Raw genomic sequence first — 22,604 nt, 5'->3', positions numbered from 1 at the left:
GGGCCTTTGTGTCAGCTGATTTGCCATTCGATATGACTGCCTTTTTCGTCCTTGCGGACCAGCAGTTGGTTGTCGATTTCCTGTTTAAGCTCCGTTACATGGGAAATAATGCCAATGAGTTTATTGCCGGCAGAGAGGCGCTTGAGGACTTTGATGGCCTGACTGCGGGAGTGGTCATCAAGGGACCCGAAGCCTTCATCGATAAACATGATATCGAGGTTGATTGCGGCGGTGTTGGCCTGAATCTGGTCAGACAGGCCTAGCGCCAGTGACAGGGCGGCCATAAAGGACTCGCCGCCAGAGAGCGTTTTGATATCGCGCTCCTGACCGGTGACAGTGGAGTAAACACGGAGGTCGAGGCCTCGATTCTTGCCCTGCCCCGCATCTTCCACAGGCATCAAGCGCAATTCGAATTGTCCGGCGGACATCTCAGCAAAGCGGTAATTGGCGGCCAGAAGGATTTGCTGCAGATAATGGCGCTGAACGAAAGTTTCAATATCCATGCGGCTGCCCGTCATTTTACCGGAGAGGCGGCTGTAGAGATTTTCGATGCGCGCCGCCGCGGCAATTTTATTGTTGCGATTGCCCATAAGGTCGCGTAAGGAATCAGTGGCTTCTTCATTGCGCTGTCGCAGTTGCTGCAGGCGTTTCAGCTTGTCACCAAGCTCCTGCCATTGAATATTAAGCGTATCCTGTGTGGCGGCAAGAGCGGTTAAGTCAGGACGTTGCTGGCCGTTGATATTTTTTAGCTGGGTTTCTTTCTGACCCTGGACTTTTAGGGCAGTATTTTTATACTGCTGATAATGCGTTCGTTTATCCTCGCCATCTTGAGCAGTGTATTCAGCAGTCAGGGCTTGCCATTGCGGTTCTGTCATATTTTTGGCTGTGCATTGTTTTTGATAGGCTTCATAGGCTGTTTCCTTGGCAGTATTTTGCTGGGGAATTTTTTGGCTGCAGTCTTTGATGATGGTTTCGGCTTCCTGCCGGGATTTCTGGGCTGTTGTCAGTTCGCCTTCGGCTTTTTTCGCTTTTTCCTGTGTTTGTTGGAGTTGTTTTTGACCGGCCGCTAACGCTGCTTCGGCAGCGGCAGGAGAAGCATAGGTCTGTTGTCCTTTTAAGGTGGCCAACTGGCTGGAAAGGCTCTGCCACTTGGTTTCGAGTTCCCTGTGCCTTGTGTCGGCTTTTTGGGCGGCCTGTTCCAGTTCTGCGAGCTTATTGCTGCTGGTGGCTAGTTTCTCTTTGAGCGCATTGGCTTCCTGTACTTCTAACGAATATTTTTGCAGTTTCTGCTGGATGACGGCGGCCCATTTATGCAATTCCTGAGCGATAGCAGACAGGCTGGTGTCGGCGGGAATTTTGGCTTCCTGCAGACTGGCCGTGAATTTTTCCTTGGCAGACTGGTAGTGTTCCGTGAGATTTTTGCAGTTTGTCAGGGCTTCACTGGCTTTTTGCGCGGCCTTGCTCTGCTGAATGTTGAGCTGCTGGACCTGCTTTTGTAAATCTTCTAATGCCTGCCGCTCAAGCGGTTGTTCGCTGGCAGACAGGACATAGGGATGAGGGTGTGTGGTGGAACCGCAGACCGGGCAGGGGGTATTGGGCTCTAAGTCGGCCGCTAAAAGGCCAGCCTGAGCATTTAGGAAAATCCGATGGGCGTGTTCATAGGCATCACGTTTCTGCTGGTAGTTATCTTCTGCCTGTTTGAAGGAATTTTGCGCCTGTGTTGCTGCATCCTGAGCGGCTGAGCGCTTTTTGTCCAGTTCTGCCAGTTCCAGCTGTTGTTTTTGCCAGGCTTCTACTTTTCCCTGTTTCTCTGCCCATTTCTGTTTTTCACCTTCGGCTGAGGATAATTCCTGAAAGCGCTTGTTCCATTGCTTGATGTCCTCGTTAAAAGCGGTTAAGGTTTTTTGTGTTTTTTCTTTTTCTGCCTGGGCAGCAGCAGCTTGCGCTTTGGCAGCGGTACAGGCTTTTTCGGCTGCGGCTATGGCGGCAAAATTTTCTTTGGCGGCCGTAACTTTTGTCTGCAGTGCGGAGAAGGCGGATAATTCCTGTGTGTATGCCTTCTTGGCTGCCTGACTTTGGCTCGTGGCTGTTTCTTCAGCTGTTTTGAGTTCGGGAAGGCGGGCTGTTTCGCGTTCCTTTTGGGCCATGGTATCCTGCAGGAGTTTTGCCTGACTGGCGTAGAGGTCATGGGCGGACTTTATCTGATAGGCATCCATGATTGCCTGAGCGAGTTGGGCATTTTTTTCTTGATCGCTCTGCTGGGTTGTGAGTTCCTTTTCTTGTTCCGTAATCTTATCCAATTCAGCATAAGCGTCTGCGAGAAGTTTTCCCGCAGTGTATTGGGATATGCTCTGTTCTCTTTGCGCCGATAGCGCCGTAAAGTACTGCTTGAGTTCCTTTTCCTGTTGGGCAAGGCTTTCACAGAGAGTGGGCAATTCTTCCAGTAGTTTTTCAATCGTGACGATATTCGGCTTTTCGGACTTGATAATGGCTGTTTTTAGTTCGGCTAGTGGGTGGTCGGAGGGGATATTTTCCGGCAGCTGTATATCTTCGGCTTTCAGTTTGCAGCGCAGCAGAAGTTTATCCATTTCACTCTGGGCTGCCTTGTTCCGCTCCTTTAAGTTATCCGTAATCTGCTGAAAAATAGCGGTGTTGAACAGCTTGCGGAAAATCTCCTTTTTTGTGCCTGAGTCTGTGCGCAGGAGTTCCATAAATTCCCCTTGGGCAATCATGCCGACCTGCATGAATTGCTCCTTGGTCAGGCCGATGATTTCCTGCAGCTTATTGTTGATTTCGTTATTCTTGCCGTTGAAATCCCGGCCATCAGGCATGGTCAGCGCAATGGTTTCATTGACAGGGATATCCCCGCCCTGGCCACGTTGGCGTTTGCGCAGATGGGCAGGGGAGCGGTGGACGGTATAGATTTCCTCAGCGCCGCCTTGGGCTTCACTGAAGGTCAGCTCCACAAAAGGCGTGACATCCCTGCCGACAAACTGGCTTTGCAGGTCGTTGCCGGTTTTTTTGTTGGTATTGGAGCTGTTTTCGCCATAAAGGGCGTAGACCAGGGCATCAAAAATCGTGGTCTTGCCTGCACCGGTATCTCCGGTAACGAGAAAAAGACTTTGCACGGGACGGGTAAAGTCGATGATGGTTTGCTCCCCGTAGGAGCCAAAGGCCTGTAGGGTAAGTTTTATGGGTTTCACGCCTGTTTCTCCTTTCCGTTCGACTGCTGTATGTCGTTGATGATTTCTGTAAGCAGTTTTTCTTCTTCTGGGTCAATATCTTCCAAGAAATTTTTACAGAGGTCGAAGGGGGAAAGGATATCCTGAGCCGTAATCTTTTGCTGATAGTTGACCTGACGCTGACTTTCCCGTTGGATTTCTAACAGGTTGGGGAAGGCTTCGCGCAGTCTGTCCTGCATGTCGAATACATCCAAGTCCTCTTTATCCGTGAGGGTGATGCTGACATAATCATCAGAAGGCAGGGCCAGTATATTTCGGAGCGTATCTTTCAGCTTGCGGACAGGGTGCAGTGGTTCCAGGGGGAGTACGGTGGTCTTAACACTGTTTTTTTCCGCCAGTTCCACCTCAATGATTCCCTTGGCTTGGCCAGCCTCGCTGATGGAGCAGGCCAAAGGTGTGCCGCAATAACGGTAACAATCCTTGCCGTTGAGTTTTTGAGGCTTATGGATATGGCCAAGGGCGGCGTAGTCGAACTGCTCCAGCATATCGCCGTTGATGGAGTCGATATTGCCCACGGTGATGATTTCGGAATCACTGCGAGTGACATCATCAGCACTGCCACCGGTGGAAAGATAGAATTGATGGCTGACCAGCACATTGCGCTGCGTCTGGCCAATTGTTTCACGTGCAACAAGAGCATGGAGGGCGGCGTCATAGGATAGATTATTTCCGTTCTCATCCGTACCTGTGATGCGTTTGACCATGGAGGGCTTGACGAAGGGCAGCAGGTAGAAGTTTACCGGGCCGTACTCATCGCTAAGGGTGACTTTGGGGATGTATTCATCTTCTTCCATGGGGGGCAGACCGATGAGATGGATTTTATGACTGGCCAGCACATGACGGAAGACATTGACTCGCTGGGCACTGTCATGGTTGCCGGAAATCAACATGATTTCCGCAGCAGGTACCGCCTGATGCAGTTGGGTGATAAACTCATCAAATAGGCCAACAGCTTCTGCTGAAGGAATGGCCTTATCATAAATATCTCCGGCGATTACAATAGCATCTGGCTGGCGTTCACGGGCTTTGGTAACGATTTGTGCCAATATATACCGCTGGTCCGCTGTCAGGTCGTGATTGACCAGTTTCAGACCGATATGCAGGTCGGAAAGGTGAAAGAATTTCATGGCGGTGCCTCCTGTACGATAATTGCTCTATCTATTATACCGCTAAATTTGCGCACGAAAAAGCCAGCCCAAGGGGACTGGCCTGACTTTTTCTAATGTGATGTTGTGTTATGGAAAGGAAGAGAGAATATACAATAGTTATATACTCTCAAGTCTTCGATAAATAGTATTATGTCATAGAAACAAGGAAGTGTAAAATACGGTTTTTTGATAAATGTATAAGTTTTTCCTATATGTTTTATGTCCTGGCAAGAGAAGGTTTGCCTGTGGTAAAAGTGGAACAACGGGGTTATAATAAAAAGAACAGAATGATGAGGTGAAGAATGATGACCCTTATACAGATGCGTTATTTTTATGAAGTCTGCCAATGGCAGAATATCACCAAAGCAGCGGAGCATCTGCATGTTTCCCAGCCTACCATCAGTGTAGCCATGCAGACTCTGGAGGCAGAGACGGGCTTGAATCTATTCCATCGTGAAGGAAGAAAGATACTCATTACCAATGAGGGAAGCAAATTACTTGGCAAAGTCAAACACATTTTGGATCAGATAGACCAGTTAGATGATGAAATTCAGGACATGGCACACAATCGCAATCATATTCGCATGGCGATGCCCTTGCAGCTCGGGACACAATTCCTGCCCCGGATTCTGGGCGAGTTCCGTCAGCAGCATCCGGAAATCCGTCTGGATATCATTGAATCCGGCGGTATCTCTGCCTTGAACATGGTGGAGGAGGAGAAGCTCGATATCGCCTTTACCAACTATGAAGCCGGTTTTAGCCAAAAACTCAATTATGAAAAGCTCTTTGCCTGCGAATGCTGTCTCGTAACCCGTCCGGAAAATCCCTTGGCGGCAAAATCATATATTACATTGGAGGATGTCCAGGAAGAACCGCTGGTCTTATTGGATAGCAGTTTCTTTGTCTATCGCATGGTACATGATATGTATGCCAAGGAGAACGGTAAGCCGCAGGTCGTGCATTATTCGCCGTATCTGCATACCATCAAGAATCTGGTGCGGGCTGGGATTGGCAGTACCTTCCTAACACGTCAGGCTGTTCTGCAGCGGGATGATTTGGTTGTTATTCCCATGAAAGAACCCTTCTATATCAATTCCGGCATCGTCACCAAGAAAGGTCGGCAGGTCTATGATGACGAGCGGCTGCTCATTAAGTATCTAAAGGAAATCACCGGCAACTGTGCTCGGTGACACAATACTGGCCCCCAGCAGATTTCTCTGCCGGGGGCCTTTTAATAAAAAAGAATTTACTGAAAATACCATATAGATTTATAAATATAGCACAAATAAAAAACGATAAAAACATTGACAAAGCAATTTGGTAATGTTATATTATAAATGTGCTCGAACACAGAATGGTAAATCACAATGGTAGACAACAAAGAAGCGAGGTTAGTACACAATGACAATGGGTTCCTCTAATGCACAGGAGAAGAAAATCTCCAGCGCATTCATTTATTTCTTTGGTTCGTTTGGTGGTATTCTTTTTGGCTATGATATCGGCGTTATGACCGGCGCACTTCCCTTTCTGCAGAATGACTGGGGCCTGGCAGGCAACGCCAGCATCATCGGCTGGATTACTTCTTCTGTAATGTTCGGCGCCATCTTTGGCGGCGCTTTAGCAGGTCAGCTTTCCGATAAGCTGGGCCGCCGCAAAATGATTCTTTTATCAGCACTTATTTTTGTTGTAGGTTCGATTTTATCCGGTTTGGCTCCGCAGGACGGTTCCCTATATCTGATTGCGGTTCGTGTGCTTTTGGGCTTGGCTGTTGGTGCGGCATCTGCACTCGTGCCGGCCTATATGTCGGAAATGTCTCCAGCTCGTCTGCGCGGGCGGCTCTCCGGTATCAACCAGACCATGATTGTATCCGGTATGCTCCTGTCTTATGTAGTTGACTTCTTATTAAAAGATATGCCGGAAACGCTGGCTTGGAGACTCATGCTGAGTCTGGCCGCCGTACCTGCTATCATTTTGTTCTTGGGCGTACTTCGCCTGCCAGAATCTCCGCGTTTCCTCGTCCGTCATGGCAAAATTGAGGAAGCTCGTCAGGTGCTTGGCTTTATCCGTGAAAAACATGAAGTGGATGCAGAACTCCGCGACATTCAGGAAACGGCTCAGGAAGAATCGGCAGCAGCTGCCAATACTTCCTTTAGTACACTTCTCTCTGATAAATACCGCTATCTGGTTACCGCTGGCGTTGGTGTGGCTGCCTTCCAGCAGTTCCAGGGCGCTAATGCAATTTTCTATTACATTCCGCTGATTGTGGAACAGGCTACGGGTCAGGCCGCCAGCTCCCAGCTGATGTGGCCGATTATTCAGGGCATTCTGCTGGTTCTTGGTTCTCTGGTATTCCTGGCTGTGGCTGACCGTTTCAACCGTCGCACGCTGCTGACTTTGGGCGGCACGGTTATGGGGCTTTCCTTCATCCTGCCGGCTGTTATCAACAGCATTGTGCCGGATACGGACCCCATGATGATTGTTGGTTTCCTGTGTGTGTATGTTGCGTTTTACTCCTTTACCTGGGCACCCCTTACCTGGGTAATTGTTGGTGAAATATTCCCCTTGGCAATTCGCGGCCGTGCTTCCGGTATGGCTTCCTCCTTCAACTGGATTGGCTCCTTCCTGGTCGGTCTGTTATTCCCCATTATGACCGCCAGCATTTCGCAGGCCGCCGTATTTGCCATCTTTGGCTGCATCTGCCTCTTAGGCGTAGCCTTTATCCGGAACTGTGTACCGGAAACGCGTGGTGCAACGCTGGAAGAAATTGAAGCAGCGGGAATTGCACACGAAAAAAAAGATGAAGCCTGCCCGGCGACAAATATGGGCTAAATATACGACCTCGTTCATATCTGATGTGGACGAGGCGGTATATTAAGATATAACCGTCATCATTTAGGAGGTTATTGGTTATGGACTTGGTAAAAAATGCGGCTAGCATTGAAAGCGGTGCTACGGCACTGGGGGTGGAGCTGGGTTCCACACGCATCAAGGCCGTGCTCGTGAACGAGAACTGCGAAACGTTGGCAACTTCCAGTTTTGAATGGGAAAACCAACTGGTGGACGGCATCTGGACTTACGAAATGTCCGAAGCCTGGAAGGGAATTCAGACCTGCTTTAAGGAGCTGGCAGCGGATGTCAAGAGCCGCTATCATGTGTCCCTGACGCAGATTGGTTCCATCGGCATCAGTGCCATGATGCACGGCTACCTGCCCTTTGACAAGGACGGCAAGCAACTGGCGCCCTTCCGCACCTGGAGGAACAATATCACAGGTGAAGCGGCAGATAAGCTGACGGAGAAACTTTCCTTCAATATTCCGCAGCGCTGGAGCATTGCCCATCTGTACCAGGCCATTCTGAATGGTGAGGAACATGTAAAGGATATTGACTTCTTAACGACTTTGGCAGGCTACATTCATTGGCAGCTCTGCGGTGAGAAGGTTTTGGGCGTCGGCGATGCCTCGGGCATGTTCCCGATTGATGAGGCAACGGGCGATTATAATGCTGGCATGGTCAAGATTTTCGATGGCCTGCCGGAAGTGGCAGCTTTCCCCTGGAAGCTGACGGCAATCCTGCCGAAATCCCTGCGGGCTGGCGTGGAGGCCGGTCATCTGACGGAAGCTGGGGCAAGACTGCTCGACCCCACCGGCACATTGCAGGCCGGTGCCCTCATGGCACCGCCGGAAGGGGATGCCGGCACGGGCATGGTATCCACCAATAGTGTGCGCAAACGCACGGGCAATATCTCTGTAGGTACTTCCGCATTCTCCATGAATGTGTTGGATGAACCCTTGAAGCAGGTGCATCGGGATATCGACATCGTAACAACCCCTGACGGTGCCAATGTTGCCATGGTGCATGTCAACAACTGTTCTTCCGATATCAATGCCTGGGTGAACATGTTCGGTGAATTTGCCAAGGCCATTGGCCACGAACAAACGCCGGCAAAGCTCTACAGCACCCTGTTCAACACTGTACAGGGCGCCGACAAGGATGCAGGCGGTCTGGTGAATTACAGCTGCCTCTCCGGTGAGAATATCACCAACGTGGAAGCCGGCCGGCCGTTGTTTGTCAGAACCCCGCACAGCCATATGAGCCTGGGCAATTTCATGCTGGCGCAGCTCTACGGTGCCTTTGCGCCGCTGAAAATCGGCATGGATGTGCTGATTAAGGATGAAGGTGTAAAGACTGATGTGATGGTGGCCCAGGGCGGTTTGTTCAAGACGCCGGTCATTGCGCAGCAGGTTTTGTCCGACAGTCTGGGGATTCCCATTACCGTAATGGAAACCGCCAGCGAAGGCGGCCCTTGGGGCATGGCAGTACTGGCAGTCTACGCCAAGACAAATGCAGGTCAGGAAAGCCTGCCGGATTTCCTGGATACCAAGGTCTTTAAGAATCCTCAAAGCACCACGCTGACACCTAATGCAGAAGGTGTTGAGGGCTGCAAGAAGTTTATTGCGGCTTATCAGGAAGGTCTGCCGCTGGAACAGCAGGCCGGTAAAGTCGTCGCGGATAAATAAGTCAATAATGTAGAAGGGAAGTAATTTCAATGTTGGAAGTAAAAAATTATGAATTTTGGTTTGTTGCAGGCAGCCAGCATCTCTATGGTGAAGAACAGCTCAAGAATGTAGAACGTGACACACAGGACATTGTGGACAAGCTCAATGCCAGCGGCAAACTTCCGTATAAGGTGGTCTGCAAAGGCGTTATGACCACGGCTGATGGCATCACGCAGTTCATGAAGGATGTCAACTACCATGATGAAGTAGCTGGTATCATCACTTGGATGCACACCTTCTCTCCGGCCAAGAACTGGATTCGCGGCACGAAACTCCTGCAGAAACCGCTCCTGCATCTGGCTACCCAGTATCTCAACGAAATTCCCTACGCTACGATTGACTTTGACTACATGAACCTCAACCAGAGTGCTCATGGCGACCGTGAATACGGCTATCTTAACTCCCGTCTGAACATTAACAACAAGATTGTTTATGGCTACTGGGGTGACGAGGAAGTCCAGAAGGAAATCGCTGATTGGCAGGATGTAGCTGTAGCTTACAACGAAAGCTTCCATATCCGCGTCTGCCGTTTCGGTGATACCATGCGTGACGTAGCTGTTACCGAAGGTGATAAAGTAGAAGCTCAGATTCAGCTCGGCTGGACGGTTGACTATTGGCCGGTCGGTGAACTCGTGGATGAGGTAGATGCTGTTTCGGAAGCTGACATCGACGCTGAATACAAGAAACTGGCTGAAATGTACACGCTCAATCCGCAGGATAACCCGCAGGAAAAATTTGAGGCATCTGTACGCTATCAGCTTCGCGAATACATTGCCATCAAGAAATTCCTCGATGATAGAGGCTACAATGCTTTCTGCACCAACTTCCAGGACCTCAAGGGGCTCAAACAGCTGCCGGGCCTGGCTGCTCAGATGCTGATGCGCGATGGCTATGGCTTCGCTGCTGAAGGCGACTGGAAGCATGCTGCTCTGACTCGCCTGCTGAAAATCATGGCCCACAATGACCGTACGGTATTTATGGAAGACTACACCCTTGACCTGCGCAAAGGCCATGAAGCAATCCTCGGTGCGCATATGCTCGAAGTTGACCCGACGATTGCCAGCGACAAACCGAAAGTGGAAGTTCATCCGCTCGATATCGGCGGCAAGGATGACCCGGCCCGTCTGGTATTCACCGGCGCTGATGGCGAAGCTGTCGATGTAACGGTCGCTGATTTCCGCGATGGTTTCCGCATGATCAGCTATCCTGTTGATTGCCGCAAAGCAGAGGCTGAAACCCCGCATCTGCCGGTGGCAAAACAGCTTTGGACGCCGAAATGCGGCCTCAAGAAAGGCTCCACCGAATGGATTAAAGCTGGTGGCGGCCACCATACGGTACTGTCCTTCCGCCTCACGGAAGAACAGATTCATGACCTGGGCGTAATGCTAGGCGTAAATCTCGTTGAAATCTGCTAAGTTCCTATAAAAAGCCCCTATTGTAATAGAGTCGTTCATCTTGTATGATAAGTACAGATGAACGACTCGTTTTTTTTTATGAAGTTGGTGAAACTATGAAAAGAGTAAACTGTGTATTGGTAATTTCTTTGTTGGTGGTGCAATTTATGCTGCTGGGGGGCACTATTGCCCAGGCAGGTGCGTCAAACAGCAATCCCATGGAAAAAGCCATCGCTTGGGCCATGAAGACAGCGGCCGATAATCGTCATGGCTATAGTCAGGGAAAGGAAAACGCCACGGCCAGCCGTCCTTATACAGGTTCCCGTGAGGGCCCGGACTATGACTGCTCATCCTTCATCTATCATGCTCTGGAGCACGCGGGCTTTCCGATTATTGAGGCCTGGCATAAAAATCCTGATTATAGGAAGCTTTATCATGGCAAGCAGTATACGGGCGATGCGGATACCATCTGGCCTGATTTGCAGCGAATTGGCGGTTTCACCCGGTATTCCTGGCAGGCGGTCAAAAACAATCTGAAGCGTGGCGATATTCTCTGTGACCCGGCACATCATGTGGCTTTGTATGTTGGTGATGGCTGGACCGTGGAAGCCAAAGGTGTGCAAAACGGGCAGGGCGGCGATTGGCGCACCGGCGACCAGGGCGGCGAAATCGACTGCTATAGTGCCTATGGCCGCGGCTGGACGGAAGTCTATCGGTATACGGGAAAATACTGAAGCCTGCAACCTGTTTATATGTCCGTAATTCTTGTAAGTGTTCAATATGGTTTGGGCGTTATGTTGAATACAGACTGTTTTAGATGTGCAGGTATAAAAAGCCGCTTCCATAAATAAATGTTTGTGGAAGCGGCTTTTTTTATAAATACTACGGCCGTATTGTATATTATGATAACTTGTGGCATCATGCACATGGTGTGTAATGATATTCACAGTGACTTTGTCTATCATCGAGACAGCGTAAATGTTATTTAGTATAACCAGAATATTAAAAGTACTGAGTTTACCTTCTGGGACATGAAGGGGGGGATGAGGCGAGGGACAAACGGAATGAAATTATCTGGAATGAGCGTCAGAAAAATGTTCAGAAATGAAATAATGGATGCGGAAAAGCGGGATGAATGATTTAAATTGTCATTTATTCCGCTTTTTTTTATAAATAAAATAGTGTTTTTAGAATATTTTTAGGAGTAGCAGGGAAATATTAAATTTATAACGAAATAGCAAATACGAGAACAATGGTAAGGTGGTCATGGCTAATTATACGTTTGTGGCTTTATGTAGGGAGGAAATATTATGTTTTGTACTAATTGTGGACAAAAATTGCCGGATGAGTCTAGATTTTGTACTAGTTGTGGTGCACAACTTGGTTCATCACCAGTAGCACAAGCAAATACAGGATATGTAAATAGTGAACCGATACATAATGGCAATTTTTCAATAAAGCAAGAGGAAGGCAATAATAGAAGTTGTGTATCTGAATTAGGTGCAGTAAAAGTATATGAATATAAAAGAGATTTGTCAACCAATCCTCTTTCGGCTATGTTTGCATATTATGCATCTGAAATGAATATTCGTAAGCGTCAAGTTTGGATTGAATTAAAAGATGATTCATATAGATTGCAAGCTGGTGCTATGCAGATGATGGTAGGTAATATTGCTGTAAAATCGGATGTAAAAGATGCAGGAGACTTTCTTGGGAAAATGGTGAAAAGTGTTGTAAATAACGAATCAGCTGTAAAACCACTGTATTCAGGTAGTGGTACATTGATTCTTGAACCAACATATAAGCATATTATTTTAGTAAATCCTAACGATTGGGACGGTGGAATCGTTGTGGAAGATGGTATGTATCTTGCAAGTTCTGGTGATATAACTATTGATATGCAGTCAAGAGCCAATTTCTCTTCTGCTATTTTAGGTGGAGAGGGATTGTTCAATACTAAATTAGTTGGTGATGGAGTTGCTGTATTGGAATCTTCCATACCGTATGATGAATTGATGGAGATTACACTTGAAGATAGTATCGCAAGAATAGATGGTCCATATGCTGTTGCTTGGTCTGGTAGTTTGCAATTTACTGTAGAAAAAGTTAATAATTCTATTATTAGCAGTGTAGCTACTGGTGAAGGAGTAGTTAACGTATATCGAGGTACAGGAAAAATTCTTGTTGCACCTATTGATGATTTAGGTGAACAAAAAGCAATAGAAAATACGACATCTTCAAATGCAAATTCTGATTCACAATCAGCATCAAAAGCAGGGACGGCATTGAAATTAATTAATAATTTCTTGGATGACTGATATTTATGGAACAACAATTACATTTGAAGGAGTTTTATAAGGAAAATAACATGTTATTTCATAATTAAATATGGAGGTAATTAACGTGAGAAAGAACATTATAGGATTAGTGGCAATTTTTTTTGTTTTATGTGGTCTGTTCTTTTTTGGAAAAGCAGAAGCAAAAGAGATTGTCATATGTACTCAGGGGAAAGGTAATGCCTGGTCAATAGAAGACCTTTCCATCCGTAAAGGAGTCAATGGTGTCACTACGTTTTCTATGTATGTTAGCTCAGGAGGAGACAGCGAACAAGTTGATATAGCTATGTGGTATGAATCATCCCAAAGAGTATATGTGTGGCAGCGTGTAATAGATCCTGACCATCTATATTTTAAAACCACATATGAAGATTGGAGTGGATACTTCAGAGATTGGTTGCGTAACAATGATTATCTTGATTAAAACAAAAAATTAATAGGGGGTGAAAAAATGGGTAAGCTTTTGGAACAGTTAAGTTTTTGGTCAGGCGTAAGCGTTATTACATCTACGATTATATGTATTGTTCTTTTTGAGTGGTATAGAAGAAAAAATCCACCTCTTGACGGTGTTCCAAGCGAGAGCCTTTCTGCTCCTTGGCTAATAGGCTTTTTTTCAATATCGCTTTTCTTACAGGTTCGTGTTGCGCGTTATATGGATGTAGAAGACGCAATAACTAGCATTATAGGAGATGTAATTGGAAATTCCATAGCATTTTTTGTTATTTATGGAATACTTGGCGTATTAGGTGTATGCAAAGACAATAAAGATAAAAGGCTGGTAAGAGCGTTTCAAGTCTTTGTTGTTATTACATTCGCCTTATGTTTTCTTGTTTATGATTGAAATTAATGTATAGCAAAGGATGACAATCATGTTAAACAGATATAAAATGAACATTTCCAGATTATTTATAGTGCTAAGTATTATAATAATTTCCTTATCTTTTATAGGATGTAGTAGCAACGATAAGTATGTTACTATGGTTAAAGAAGGTACATTATATATGGAACCAAATGTGCCAGTTGGTAAAGCGTTTGATCAATTTTTCACAAATGGGAAATGGAAAAGTTTTGAAAATAATGGCTATAGATATGTAGAGTTTAATGGAGAATGTACTTGGTACAATGCACCAGCAGATTTTACAATTCAATTTCAGCTAGACACCTCAAATAAGAATTTCTCGATTTATTACGTAGAAATAAATGGATCAAGCTTGAATGATTTTGATAGTTTAGGTGTTGTTTCTAAAGTATTAGAGGATTATAATCCTAAAAAGAAATAGTTCTGTAGTTAGGAGGTGCTTTCATGCCTAATTTCTGTAAAAACTGCGGTAATAAATTAACTGAAGAAATGAAGTTTTGTAACAAATGTGGTACACCAATTATTCAAGATAAAAATAGTGAGCAAACAATTGTGCCGTCAGCGCAATCTATTCATCAAAAAAATGCGCCCCAAAATCCACAAAGTAATGAAAATTTAAATATTAAACAAAATCGACAATCAAATAACAAACATAATGATAGTGGACAAACTATTATTATAGGTATACTAGCCTTGTTAGTTTTACTTGGAGGAGGAGGATATTATTTCTATAAAAACAAAGCTCCATCTCAAAATATATCAACAAATTCAACTGTTAAAAACGATTCAAGCAAAAATGTTCAAACATCAAATGAACAAAAGATTGAAGATAATAAAGAAAGTGAACATCCATCTATAAAATCAACAAAAAAAGAACTAGAAAAATATGGATTCACCTGCAACATTGTTGCTACTTCATACGGGCATAATCAAAATGGATTTCTGGCAGTAGATAAACGTAATGATGGTTTCCATATAATGATTGTAGATAGTAAAAATAAAAGAGTTGCAGAAGCCACTCCTCGCATGACATTAGAAAAGTTTTATTCTATGAAAGATAAAAAAAATCCCGACCCTATTATTATAGAATTTTTAATTTTTTCTGATACAAGAGGTAATGATGCTGAATACGGAGAATGGAGAGGTAGTAATCATTTCTTCCCCATTTATGCACTTTATAAATTTGACAGCAATGGAAATATTATCCCAGGTATGCTAACAAGTGGAAAAGGTGCGAACCCATCACATTTTCAAGGAGTTTTATATGAAAAGAGAAATGTCGAGCTAACGAATCTATTTCTTGAAGAAGCTTTAACTTTATATAGAAATGCTGCAAAAAATTACATAAACCTTTAATTAATAATAATGATACCAAAGGCGGTCTTTAGACCGCCTTTGGTATTATTATTAATTAAGATTCAACTTTAGTACCACATTTGCTGCAGAACTTCTGTGTAGCTTCCATTTTACTGCCACATTTACTACAAACAATCTCCCCATTTATAGATGATCCACACGAAGGACAAAATACTGTCCCTTTTTCAACTAATTCTCCACACTTAGGGCATTTATCTTTTACTGCAAGCTCCATAGATGTGCCACATTCTGAACAGAATTTACGCCCTTCTTCAACTTCCGAACCACAATTGGGGCAAGTTATTGTTTTTATCTTCTTCATCGAAGAACCGCAATGAGGACAGAATTTTTTTCCTAAATCAACATCTTTACCACACGAAGGACATATATCTGATAGTTTACTCCCGCATCCAGAACAAAATTTTGTGCCTTTTGGATTATTAGCACCACATGATGGACATCTAATCTTTGTATCGTCAGTTCTCTCAAATGTAACATTTCGACGAACAGAACGACCGCCTGCCATTATAAATTTCTCAATACAATCAAAAACTTCACCCGGTAATTTATTTTGCATATATGCGCCAACGCCAGCGGTAATTGCTAAAGGCGCAAATAAAAATAAACCAACAGCTGCAGCGCCTGCTTTATCAGCCCACTTACCAATACCAATATTTACCATAACATCATTTTCACCGCTTGGTATTATTTGTACCTGTAAGGCTTTCCCTAAACCTGTAAAAGTTTTCCAACTAGATGTTTCTTTTGCTTGCACTAAGTAACCATCCTGTGCAGAAAAACCTTCAACAGTAAGTTCTTTTTCATTCCTTAAAAAAGCTTCTACTTCACGACCTATACTTTCGGGGGTGATATTACCATTGATATGGAAAATTTTACTATCAGCCATGTTAATCTTCCTTTCAATTTAAATCACGTTCTTCCTAAAGGGTCAGGACCATATTTATTATCACCCTTGGTACCTTCAGCTAGTAATAGGTACAATGTAGCTACTAAGTAAAGTAAAGCAACTATGCCTCCCTTTGTCGATTCAAAAGCCGTACTACTAATTACTGCAACTGCCCCTATACCAGCAAGCCAATAAGCCATTTCTTTAGGTTTATCCAAATCCTCTAATCTCCGGCTATTTAAGCAAAATTCAGGATATAACATTGCCAAACCGCATAATATTGTAAACCCTTCATATGCAGAATTAGTCAATTCCCAGGGCTTTAAAAAAACAGCATCAGCAATCATAACCAATATAAAGTTAATCACACCAAGTACTAAACATCTTTTAAAATACCTTAGTCTATTAAGTCTTCCCGTTCTTTTAAGGAACATTTCTTGAAAAGTAGACTCTTCTTGATACCCTAGTTGCGTATTTCCAACTTCTGTTTGATAATTAATTTGTTGAATTGGTTGTTGAATATGTTTTTCTTCTAAAGGAATAACGTCTTCAACTTTTTTTCCGCATGAACCACAGAATACTGTTCCTTCTTCTAACTTAGCACCACATTTTGAACAAAAGTGACTCATATCCCATTCCTCCCGCAATATAAAACTCTTCTACTAGTTCAACCACAATCATAAATCATAATTATAATTTATGATCGTCTTGTCATTTAGGTGTTCCGCTATTTGCTTTTATGATTCGACAAGAAAACTCTTTTCCCTGCTGGGACTTCAAATGTTTTATCACAAAAAATTAAGTGAAATATTTTCTTATTTGTCGGTAATTTTATAAAAATAGCGTCAATAGGCCAGTGCGCTTGTAGTCAGCTCCGCCGAGGACTATTATGTACCAAATGTAAATGTGGTACAGTGGAATATCCTGTAGTGTTTACGGCAGCAAATATTTGATATGCATTTTCTTCCCACCGTGCTTTAGATGACAAATGGTCGCTTATTAGATGGAAGATTCGATGAACAATATGGTTTCTTTCTCTTTCTTATTGAAATGGAAGAGAGGTCCATCCGAAAATGCAAATACCTATATGACATAATCTTATGTGATATATCGCGAGATATAATATATAAGATTATGTCATATAAATATTATATTTACAGTGCACTTATATCATCAGCATTCTTTGCTCTTATAGCACTTATTATAGTAATTTTAATTATGCCGACCGCTGGAGCGGCTTCCTCACATGATATGCTACCATTGAGACACATCTCACACGTAGCATCTTTTCTAGCTTTGTCTATTGGTAGTCGTCCTTCGCAAAAACGGCCTTAGTTCTAGCAATATCTTTTCCTGCCTGTGTCCGATCCACAATCATATCCCTTTCAAATTCGGTGAAGGTCAATAATATCTGGAGCAGGAGGCTGGCCCTGTGGCCGAACATCTACTTCCCCATATTGAGGGACGGATTGTCAAGCTAAATGCAACACTTCCTCAAAATGGACCTCATATGGTGTTCTGTAGTTAAGACATTTCCTTGGGCGCAAGTTCATCATAGCAACTTTTTTCTGTATGTAGTCATCAGGGATTTCTGTTATGTCCTTGCCCTTTGGGAAATATTCTCTAAGCAGACCGTTAGTGTTCTCGTTAGAGCCCCTTTTGCCACGGCTGGTGAGGCTGCGGAAAATAGAACGGCAGGCCATCTAGGTATTCTGTCACATCTGCATGGCGGGCAAATTCTTTGCCCCTGTCAGGCGTTACCGACAGGGCTGTGACACCAAGAAGCAGATCCATTATTGTCCTGCTGACTGCCTGAGCATTTTTCTTGTCAGCCTTGCCACACATAAGGTAGCGGCTTTTTCGGTCTACCAGGGTTACAAGGCAGGATTTTCCTTGCTGGCCAACAACGGTATCAGCTTCCCAATGCCCTATTTCTGAACGGTTTTCGGCACCTGCTGGGCGTTCTGAAATATCATGGCTAATTTGGATTTTACCACGCTTCTCTTCGACTGAACGTTTCCTCCTACGTTTGCCACGGTGCCTCAATTTCTTTATGACACTTGCCGTGGTGGATTTGGGAGCGTTCAACCATCCGTTATATCGCACGGTAAATGGTCGTGGTGCTTATGATGCACTGACCGTATTCAGTTCGCAACCGTCCAGAAATTTCCTCTGGAGACCACTGGCATTCGAGCAGCCTGTGCTTCACATGCTCCAAGAGACTAGTGCATTCCAGCCTGTTATGGGGCTTGCAATACGCACGACGTGCCTGATATTGGTGTTGTGCCACTATTGGCATATACTGACGACCAACAGCATTCCTGCGAAGCTCACGGGAGCTAGTTCCTTTGTTACGCTCCATGCTCTTGGCTCTAAGAAATAGTAGATTTTCTCTTTCATATAGTGTAAGATGCTTGTAATGACGCATAGTTCCTCCTGGAAATGGGTTGTAGCAAACACCATTATACCAGAGGTCTATGCGTTATTATATTTTACGCTATGTGCTGTTGCACTTAGATTGTAAATCCGTCGGATATTAACGCAGATTCCCTTATCTGTAAGATCCTTGATAAGGCTGGCTACTTCCGTGGAAGTAGCCAGCCTGTCTAGTTAACCATGGGCGTATCTTCGATATTAAGCCCTCTTAGCAAAGCATCTAGTTGTGGACGTCACGTAATATTCATCGATGACGTCCTCTCCGCTACTATCCATAAGCACCCTGTGTTGTTCTGTAAGACTGTTCCTTTTCACTTATTTACGAATAGAGTCCCGGGCATATTCACAACGAATGACTTCTCCTCAAAATTTACGACTATAAATTTCGACTACAAAAAGTACCGAATCATTCATTTGATACGGCAATGATAGAAGATGATGGCTTTTTATTTCTTAGCAAAGTCTTACGCAGGCATTGGGGCTATGATAGAATTGTTCCTCAATGATGAAAAGTCATTAATACAGCAGGGATAGCCTTCTATGACCTTATATCCAGCAGATATATTTTTCTGCGGATGATTTTATACCAACTTCACTTCCCGTATACGTTGATGAGTGTCTGCTTCTGTGCATTCTTTATGGCTGTATAGCAAAGAAGCTAATACCATTTTGTAATCACACCTCTAGATTTTGAACTCGTACAGAATAACGATACCATTGCAAAATTAAAGGCTGATTAGGCAGTGGCAAAAAGATTACTGACTTATCAATTTCTTGAACAATTCAGGTTGGCTGTTGATCACCAGTTCCTCCGGGAACTGGTATTTTTCTATCATTTCCATGGCGTGCTGGTGGCTGCCGACATCCAGGTCGATATGGGCATCGCTGCCCATGATGACCATGGTGCCGTGTTTCTTGCAGGCAGTTAAGAGTTCCCCCGCCAGTTCCCGGGAGCCCTTGCGGCTGCCGCCGGGGGTGTAGGAGCTGTTGTTGCATTCGAGCAGCACGTGATTTTCTTTGGCGGCTTTGGCCAGTGCATCAAAATCGACAGGATATTTGGGATTGTCCGGGTGGCCGATGATTTTGACCCGGGGATTTTTCATGGCACCAATCAGGGCGGCAGTGTTCTGCTCTTTCGTGCCGGGCTTTATGCAAGGGTCGTGGAGGCTGGCAATGGCATAGTCCATGCGGTCGAGCAAATCCTGACGCAAATCTGTGCTGCCGGAATAGTCGATGATGTTGAGTTCAGCCCCCATGACTAAATCGATGCCGTAGGCATCACGGCGGATGACCTTGAAGTTGCAGAAATAATATTCATGAAAGGAGCCGGGCATGGAGGGAGCGTGGTCGGAAATGCCGATAAGTTTGAGTCCCTTTTCCTTGGCGGCGGTAATCATTTCCCGCAGGGTGCTGTAAGCGTGAACGCTGGCAATGGTATGGGTATGGACATCGAGCAAATCTAACATAAAAAAACCTCCAATTAAAATATTCCTTATCATCATAGCGCAGTTAGGGATATTTTACCATAGCAAAACCTAGCTTATCGCGTATGATTGTAGTATATTATAGGGAGAAAGTTGCGGGGAGGTTTTTTTTTGGCAAATGAGCGGGCGATAAAGGCCATGAGTGAATTTTTGGAAGCCGTAGGCGTGGATATAAAGGCCCGGGGCATGGAAAAGACGCCGGCCCGGGTGGCACAGATGTATGAGTTTCTGTTTAACGGAATGGGCAAGGAGACGGAACCGCTTTGGGGAGAAACATTTGATGCAGGTTCGGATGGCATTGTGGCGGTGCGACATGTGCCGTTCTACTCCATGTGCGAGCATCATCTGGTTCCCTTTTTCGGGGAGGCCAGCATTGCTTATTTGCCGGAAAATGGACGGGTAGCAGGCTTCAGCAAGTTCTCCAAACTGGTGGAGCAGCTTTCCCATCAGCCCCAACTGCAGGAAAGACTTACTGCGCAGATTGCAGCGGCCGTGCAGAAGGATTTGGGGGCCAGAGGCGTATTGGTCATCATCGAAGCCCAGCAGCTCTGCATGACCATGCGGGGGGATTTGGCACATGGCACCCGCACGGTAACCTCGGAATGCAATGGCGTATTTAAGGAAGATACCGCCCTTTATCAACAGGCATGGATGATTTTGGGAGGAGAAAAGGCATAATGGTACAACGGAAATACACGTTTGCGGATGGCAAGACGTTGACTTTAGGTGAAAAAACACTGGTCATGGGCATACTCAACATCACGCCGGATTCCTTTTCCGATGGCGGCAAATTCAACACGCGGGACAAGGCGCTGCGTCACTTGGAAGAAATGGTGGCTGATGGTGCCGACATCATCGATGTGGGGGCAGAATCCAGCCGTCCGGGTTTTACGCCGATGCCCGCCAGCGAGGAAATGGAACGGCTCATGCCTTTGCTGGAAGAAATCCTCAAAAACTCGCCGGTGCCGGTATCGGTGGATACGTTCAAGGCAGAAACTGCGCGGGCGGCGGCTCGCGCTGGAGCGCATATTCTCAACGATATCTGGGGCTTGCAGTATGCGGCTGAACCGGGAGAGATGGCCAAGGCAGCGGCCGAATGCGGTCTGCCTGTAATTGTGATGCACAATCAGCATGGTACGGAGTATAGCGGCGATATTATTGATTCTATGCAGGACTTTTTCCAGGAATCCCTGCGTATTGGCCGGGAAGCCGGCATGCAGGACGCACAGTTCATCTTTGACCCGGGAATTGGCTTTGGCAAGACTGCGGAGCAGAATGTGGAGGTTTTGCGGCGGCAGGAGGAACTCTTGCAAGTAGCGGGGAAAGAATATCCGTTGCTGCTGGCCGCCAGCCGCAAGAGTTTTATTGGCAAGACGCTGAACTTGCCGGTGGAAGAACGCATGGAGGCCACGGGGGCAGCCTGTGTAGTTGGCATTATGAAGGGTGCGTCCATCGTGCGGGTGCATGATGTGAAGCCTATTGTACGGATGTGCCGGATGACGGATGTTATATTAAGGAGCGGAAAAAATGGATAAGATTAAACTGACGGGCCTGAATTTCTATGGGTATCACGGCTGCCTGCCTAGTGAGCGGCAGATGGGCCAGGAATTTATCGTAGATCTTTCGATGTATCTGGATTTGAAGGAAGCAGGCAAATCCGATAAGCTGGCGGCGACGGTAAACTACGCAGAAGTTTATGATGTGGTCAAGAAAATCGTGGAAGGCGAGCCGCGTAAGCTCATTGAAGTGGTCGGTGAAGAAATCGCCCAGACGATTTTAAAGGATTTCCGTTTGGTGGAAAAAGTGCGGGTTACGGTACACAAGCCCCATGCGCCGCTGCCGGGAAGATTTACGGATGCCTCTATCAGCGTAGTGCGTTCGCGGAGCTAACATGAACATTTATTTGAGTTTGGGCGCAAATCTGGGGAGTCGCGGGGAAACCTTGCGAGAGGCACTGCGACAGATTGCCTGTTTGCCCCAGACAGCTTTAAAAGCGGTGGCTCCTTTTTATGAAACGGCACCCTGGGGAAATTTGGAGCAGCCAGCATTTATCAATACGGCGGCGATGGTGGAAACGGAACTGTCGCCGCTGAACTTTTTGCATAAGACCCAGCAGATTGAACTTGATTTGGGACGGGTGCGCCATGAACATTGGGGGGCACGCACGATTGATATTGATTTGCTTTGGGCAGAGGACTTTGTTTCGGATACGGAAGAATTAAAGCTGCCCCATCCCTATGTGACAGAGCGGGCCTTTGTGCTGATGCCTTTGCGGGATATTGCGCCGAATTTACTGGTGCAGGGACGCACGGTGGACGATTGGTGCCGGGACGAACGGATTGAGCAGCAGGAAATCCATCCAGCCGCAGAGATTAGTGAGCCGTATCCCTTGTCGATGATTGCCTGCGTGGATGAACAGATGGGCATTGGGCGGCAGGGCAAACTCTTGGTGCATCATGCGGAGGATATGCAGCATTTTCGGCAGGAAACTATCGGGCAGGTAGTGATTATGGGGCGCAAGACTTTGGAATCCCTGCCGGATGGGAAGCCATTGCCGGGGCGGATAAATATCGTGTTATCCCGAAGTCTGGTGCGGGATGATGTGCTTATCTGCCGTAATCTTGCGGAGCTATGGACGCTGTTGGGCAGGTTGCAAGTGGAACAGCCTCGCAGAAAGTTTATCTGCATGGGGGGCGGGGAGATTTACTCGCTGTTGCTGCCTTATGCGAAGGAGATTATGCTGACGAAAGTTAAGGGAAAGTTCGCGGCGGATACTTTCTTTCCGGCTCACGAAGAGTTTTTCGAGGCGGCAAGGGAGGCTCGGAGCGGGCTTTCATTTGTGAGGCTATTGCGGGCGGGAGCTGAATATAGGAGTTGGTAATTTCA

Annotated in this window: 20 protein-coding genes; 14 read left to right on the top strand and 6 right to left on the bottom strand. The window is 45.8% G+C overall.

The genetic code is table 11. From position 1 onward, the window contains the following. Positions 1 to 11: 11 nt before the first annotated feature. Positions 12 to 3,203, bottom strand: a complete 3,192-nt coding sequence (locus P157_RS0102255; RefSeq protein ID WP_026759579.1) for an AAA family ATPase — start codon at positions 3,201 to 3,203, stop codon at positions 12 to 14. Continuing rightward, entirely contained in the window at positions 3,200 to 4,369 is a 1,170-nt protein-coding gene (locus P157_RS0102250; RefSeq protein ID WP_026759578.1) for an exonuclease SbcCD subunit D, read from the bottom strand. Before P157_RS0102250 ends, P157_RS0102255 begins: the two co-directional genes overlap by 4 nt. Positions 4,370 to 4,695: 326 nt before the next feature. On the opposite strand from P157_RS0102250, the gene P157_RS0102245 reads away from it, so the two are divergent. The 10 genes from P157_RS0102245 (at position 4,696) to P157_RS0102200 (ending at position 14,891) form a co-directional block, all read left to right on the top strand. Next, entirely contained in the window at positions 4,696 to 5,580 is an 885-nt protein-coding gene (locus P157_RS0102245; RefSeq protein WP_026759577.1) for a LysR family transcriptional regulator, read from the top strand. 211 nt (positions 5,581 to 5,791) lie between these two features. Beyond that, positions 5,792 to 7,219, top strand: coding sequence for a sugar porter family MFS transporter (locus tag P157_RS0102240; RefSeq protein ID WP_026759576.1), 1,428 nt, complete (start codon positions 5,792 to 5,794; stop codon positions 7,217 to 7,219). Positions 7,220 to 7,299: 80 nt separating this feature from the next. Continuing rightward, entirely contained in the window at positions 7,300 to 8,907 is a 1,608-nt protein-coding gene (locus P157_RS0102235) for a xylulokinase (protein WP_026759575.1), read from the top strand. Positions 8,908 to 8,936: 29 nt separating this feature from the next. Continuing rightward, positions 8,937 to 10,361: an L-arabinose isomerase gene (gene araA / locus P157_RS0102230; RefSeq protein ID WP_026759574.1), complete on the top strand. Its 1,425-nt coding sequence runs from the start codon at positions 8,937 to 8,939 to the stop codon at positions 10,359 to 10,361. A gap of 116 nt (positions 10,362 to 10,477) precedes the next feature. Next, positions 10,478 to 11,074: an NlpC/P60 family protein gene (locus P157_RS0102225; RefSeq protein WP_196243095.1), complete on the top strand. Its 597-nt coding sequence runs from the start codon at positions 10,478 to 10,480 to the stop codon at positions 11,072 to 11,074. A 576-nt stretch (positions 11,075 to 11,650) separates the two neighbouring features. Beyond that, complete coding sequence (locus P157_RS13635) at positions 11,651 to 12,658, top strand: AIM24 family protein (protein ID WP_072000138.1); 1,008 nt, start codon at positions 11,651 to 11,653, stop codon at positions 12,656 to 12,658. Positions 12,659 to 12,743: 85 nt separating this feature from the next. Then, positions 12,744 to 13,100 (top strand): hypothetical protein, encoded by a 357-nt coding sequence (locus P157_RS0102215; protein WP_026759572.1) that lies wholly within the window; start codon positions 12,744 to 12,746, stop codon positions 13,098 to 13,100. Positions 13,101 to 13,127: 27 nt separating this feature from the next. Continuing rightward, on the top strand, positions 13,128 to 13,517 hold the full coding sequence (locus P157_RS0102210; protein WP_026759571.1) for a hypothetical protein: 390 nt from the start codon (positions 13,128 to 13,130) through the stop codon (positions 13,515 to 13,517). Positions 13,518 to 13,677: 160 nt separating this feature from the next. Continuing rightward, positions 13,678 to 13,956 carry a hypothetical protein gene (locus P157_RS0102205; protein WP_196243094.1) on the top strand — a complete coding sequence of 93 codons (279 nt, stop codon included), beginning with the start codon at positions 13,678 to 13,680 and terminating at the stop codon, positions 13,954 to 13,956. 23 nt (positions 13,957 to 13,979) lie between these two features. Further along, a complete protein-coding gene (locus P157_RS0102200) occupies positions 13,980 to 14,891 on the top strand; it encodes a zinc ribbon domain-containing protein (protein ID WP_026759569.1) in 912 nt (303 codons plus the stop codon). 55 nt (positions 14,892 to 14,946) lie between these two features. Here P157_RS0102200 and P157_RS0102195 read toward each other — a convergent pair whose 3' ends face one another. The 4 genes from P157_RS0102195 to P157_RS13625 form a co-directional block, all read right to left on the bottom strand. Next, a complete protein-coding gene (locus P157_RS0102195) occupies positions 14,947 to 15,798 on the bottom strand; it encodes a zinc ribbon domain-containing protein (protein ID WP_026759568.1) in 852 nt (283 codons plus the stop codon). A gap of 23 nt (positions 15,799 to 15,821) precedes the next feature. Next, positions 15,822 to 16,427 carry a DUF805 domain-containing protein gene (locus P157_RS0102190; RefSeq protein WP_026759567.1) on the bottom strand — a complete coding sequence of 202 codons (606 nt, stop codon included), beginning with the start codon at positions 16,425 to 16,427 and terminating at the stop codon, positions 15,822 to 15,824. Positions 16,428 to 17,445: 1,018 nt separating this feature from the next. Then, entirely contained in the window at positions 17,446 to 17,904 is a 459-nt protein-coding gene (locus tag P157_RS15705; RefSeq protein WP_230578428.1) for an IS30 family transposase, read from the bottom strand. A gap of 1,085 nt (positions 17,905 to 18,989) precedes the next feature. Continuing rightward, positions 18,990 to 19,700 (bottom strand): phosphatase, encoded by a 711-nt coding sequence (locus tag P157_RS13625; protein WP_037368080.1) that lies wholly within the window; start codon positions 19,698 to 19,700, stop codon positions 18,990 to 18,992. 129 nt (positions 19,701 to 19,829) lie between these two features. Between P157_RS13625 and folE the strand changes: the two genes are divergently transcribed. The 4 genes from folE to folK are packed head-to-tail and all read left to right on the top strand — an operon-like array spanning position 19,830 to position 22,599. Continuing rightward, positions 19,830 to 20,396 carry a GTP cyclohydrolase I gene (gene folE / locus P157_RS0102165; RefSeq protein ID WP_026759564.1) on the top strand — a complete coding sequence of 189 codons (567 nt, stop codon included), beginning with the start codon at positions 19,830 to 19,832 and terminating at the stop codon, positions 20,394 to 20,396. Next, entirely contained in the window at positions 20,396 to 21,253 is an 858-nt protein-coding gene (folP, locus tag P157_RS0102160; protein WP_037368077.1) for a dihydropteroate synthase, read from the top strand. The genes folE and folP overlap by 1 nt, the downstream gene beginning before the upstream one ends. Continuing rightward, entirely contained in the window at positions 21,246 to 21,608 is a 363-nt protein-coding gene (gene folB / locus P157_RS0102155; protein ID WP_026759562.1) for a dihydroneopterin aldolase, read from the top strand. The genes folP and folB overlap by 8 nt, the downstream gene beginning before the upstream one ends. 1 nt (position 21,609) lies before the next feature. Further along, the gene (gene folK / locus P157_RS0102150; protein WP_026759561.1) at positions 21,610 to 22,599 is read left to right on the top strand and encodes a 2-amino-4-hydroxy-6-hydroxymethyldihydropteridine diphosphokinase; all 990 of its coding nucleotides are present in this window, start codon (positions 21,610 to 21,612) and stop codon (positions 22,597 to 22,599) included. Positions 22,600 to 22,604 lie beyond the last annotated feature (5 nt).

This window comes from Selenomonas ruminantium AC2024 (assembly GCF_000687995.1).
GTDB classification, from domain to species: Bacteria; Bacillota; Negativicutes; order Selenomonadales; family Selenomonadaceae; genus Selenomonas_A; species Selenomonas_A ruminantium_B.
The sequence above is the reverse complement of the archived record's forward strand: the minus strand, read 5'-3'. Positions and strand labels throughout refer to the sequence as shown.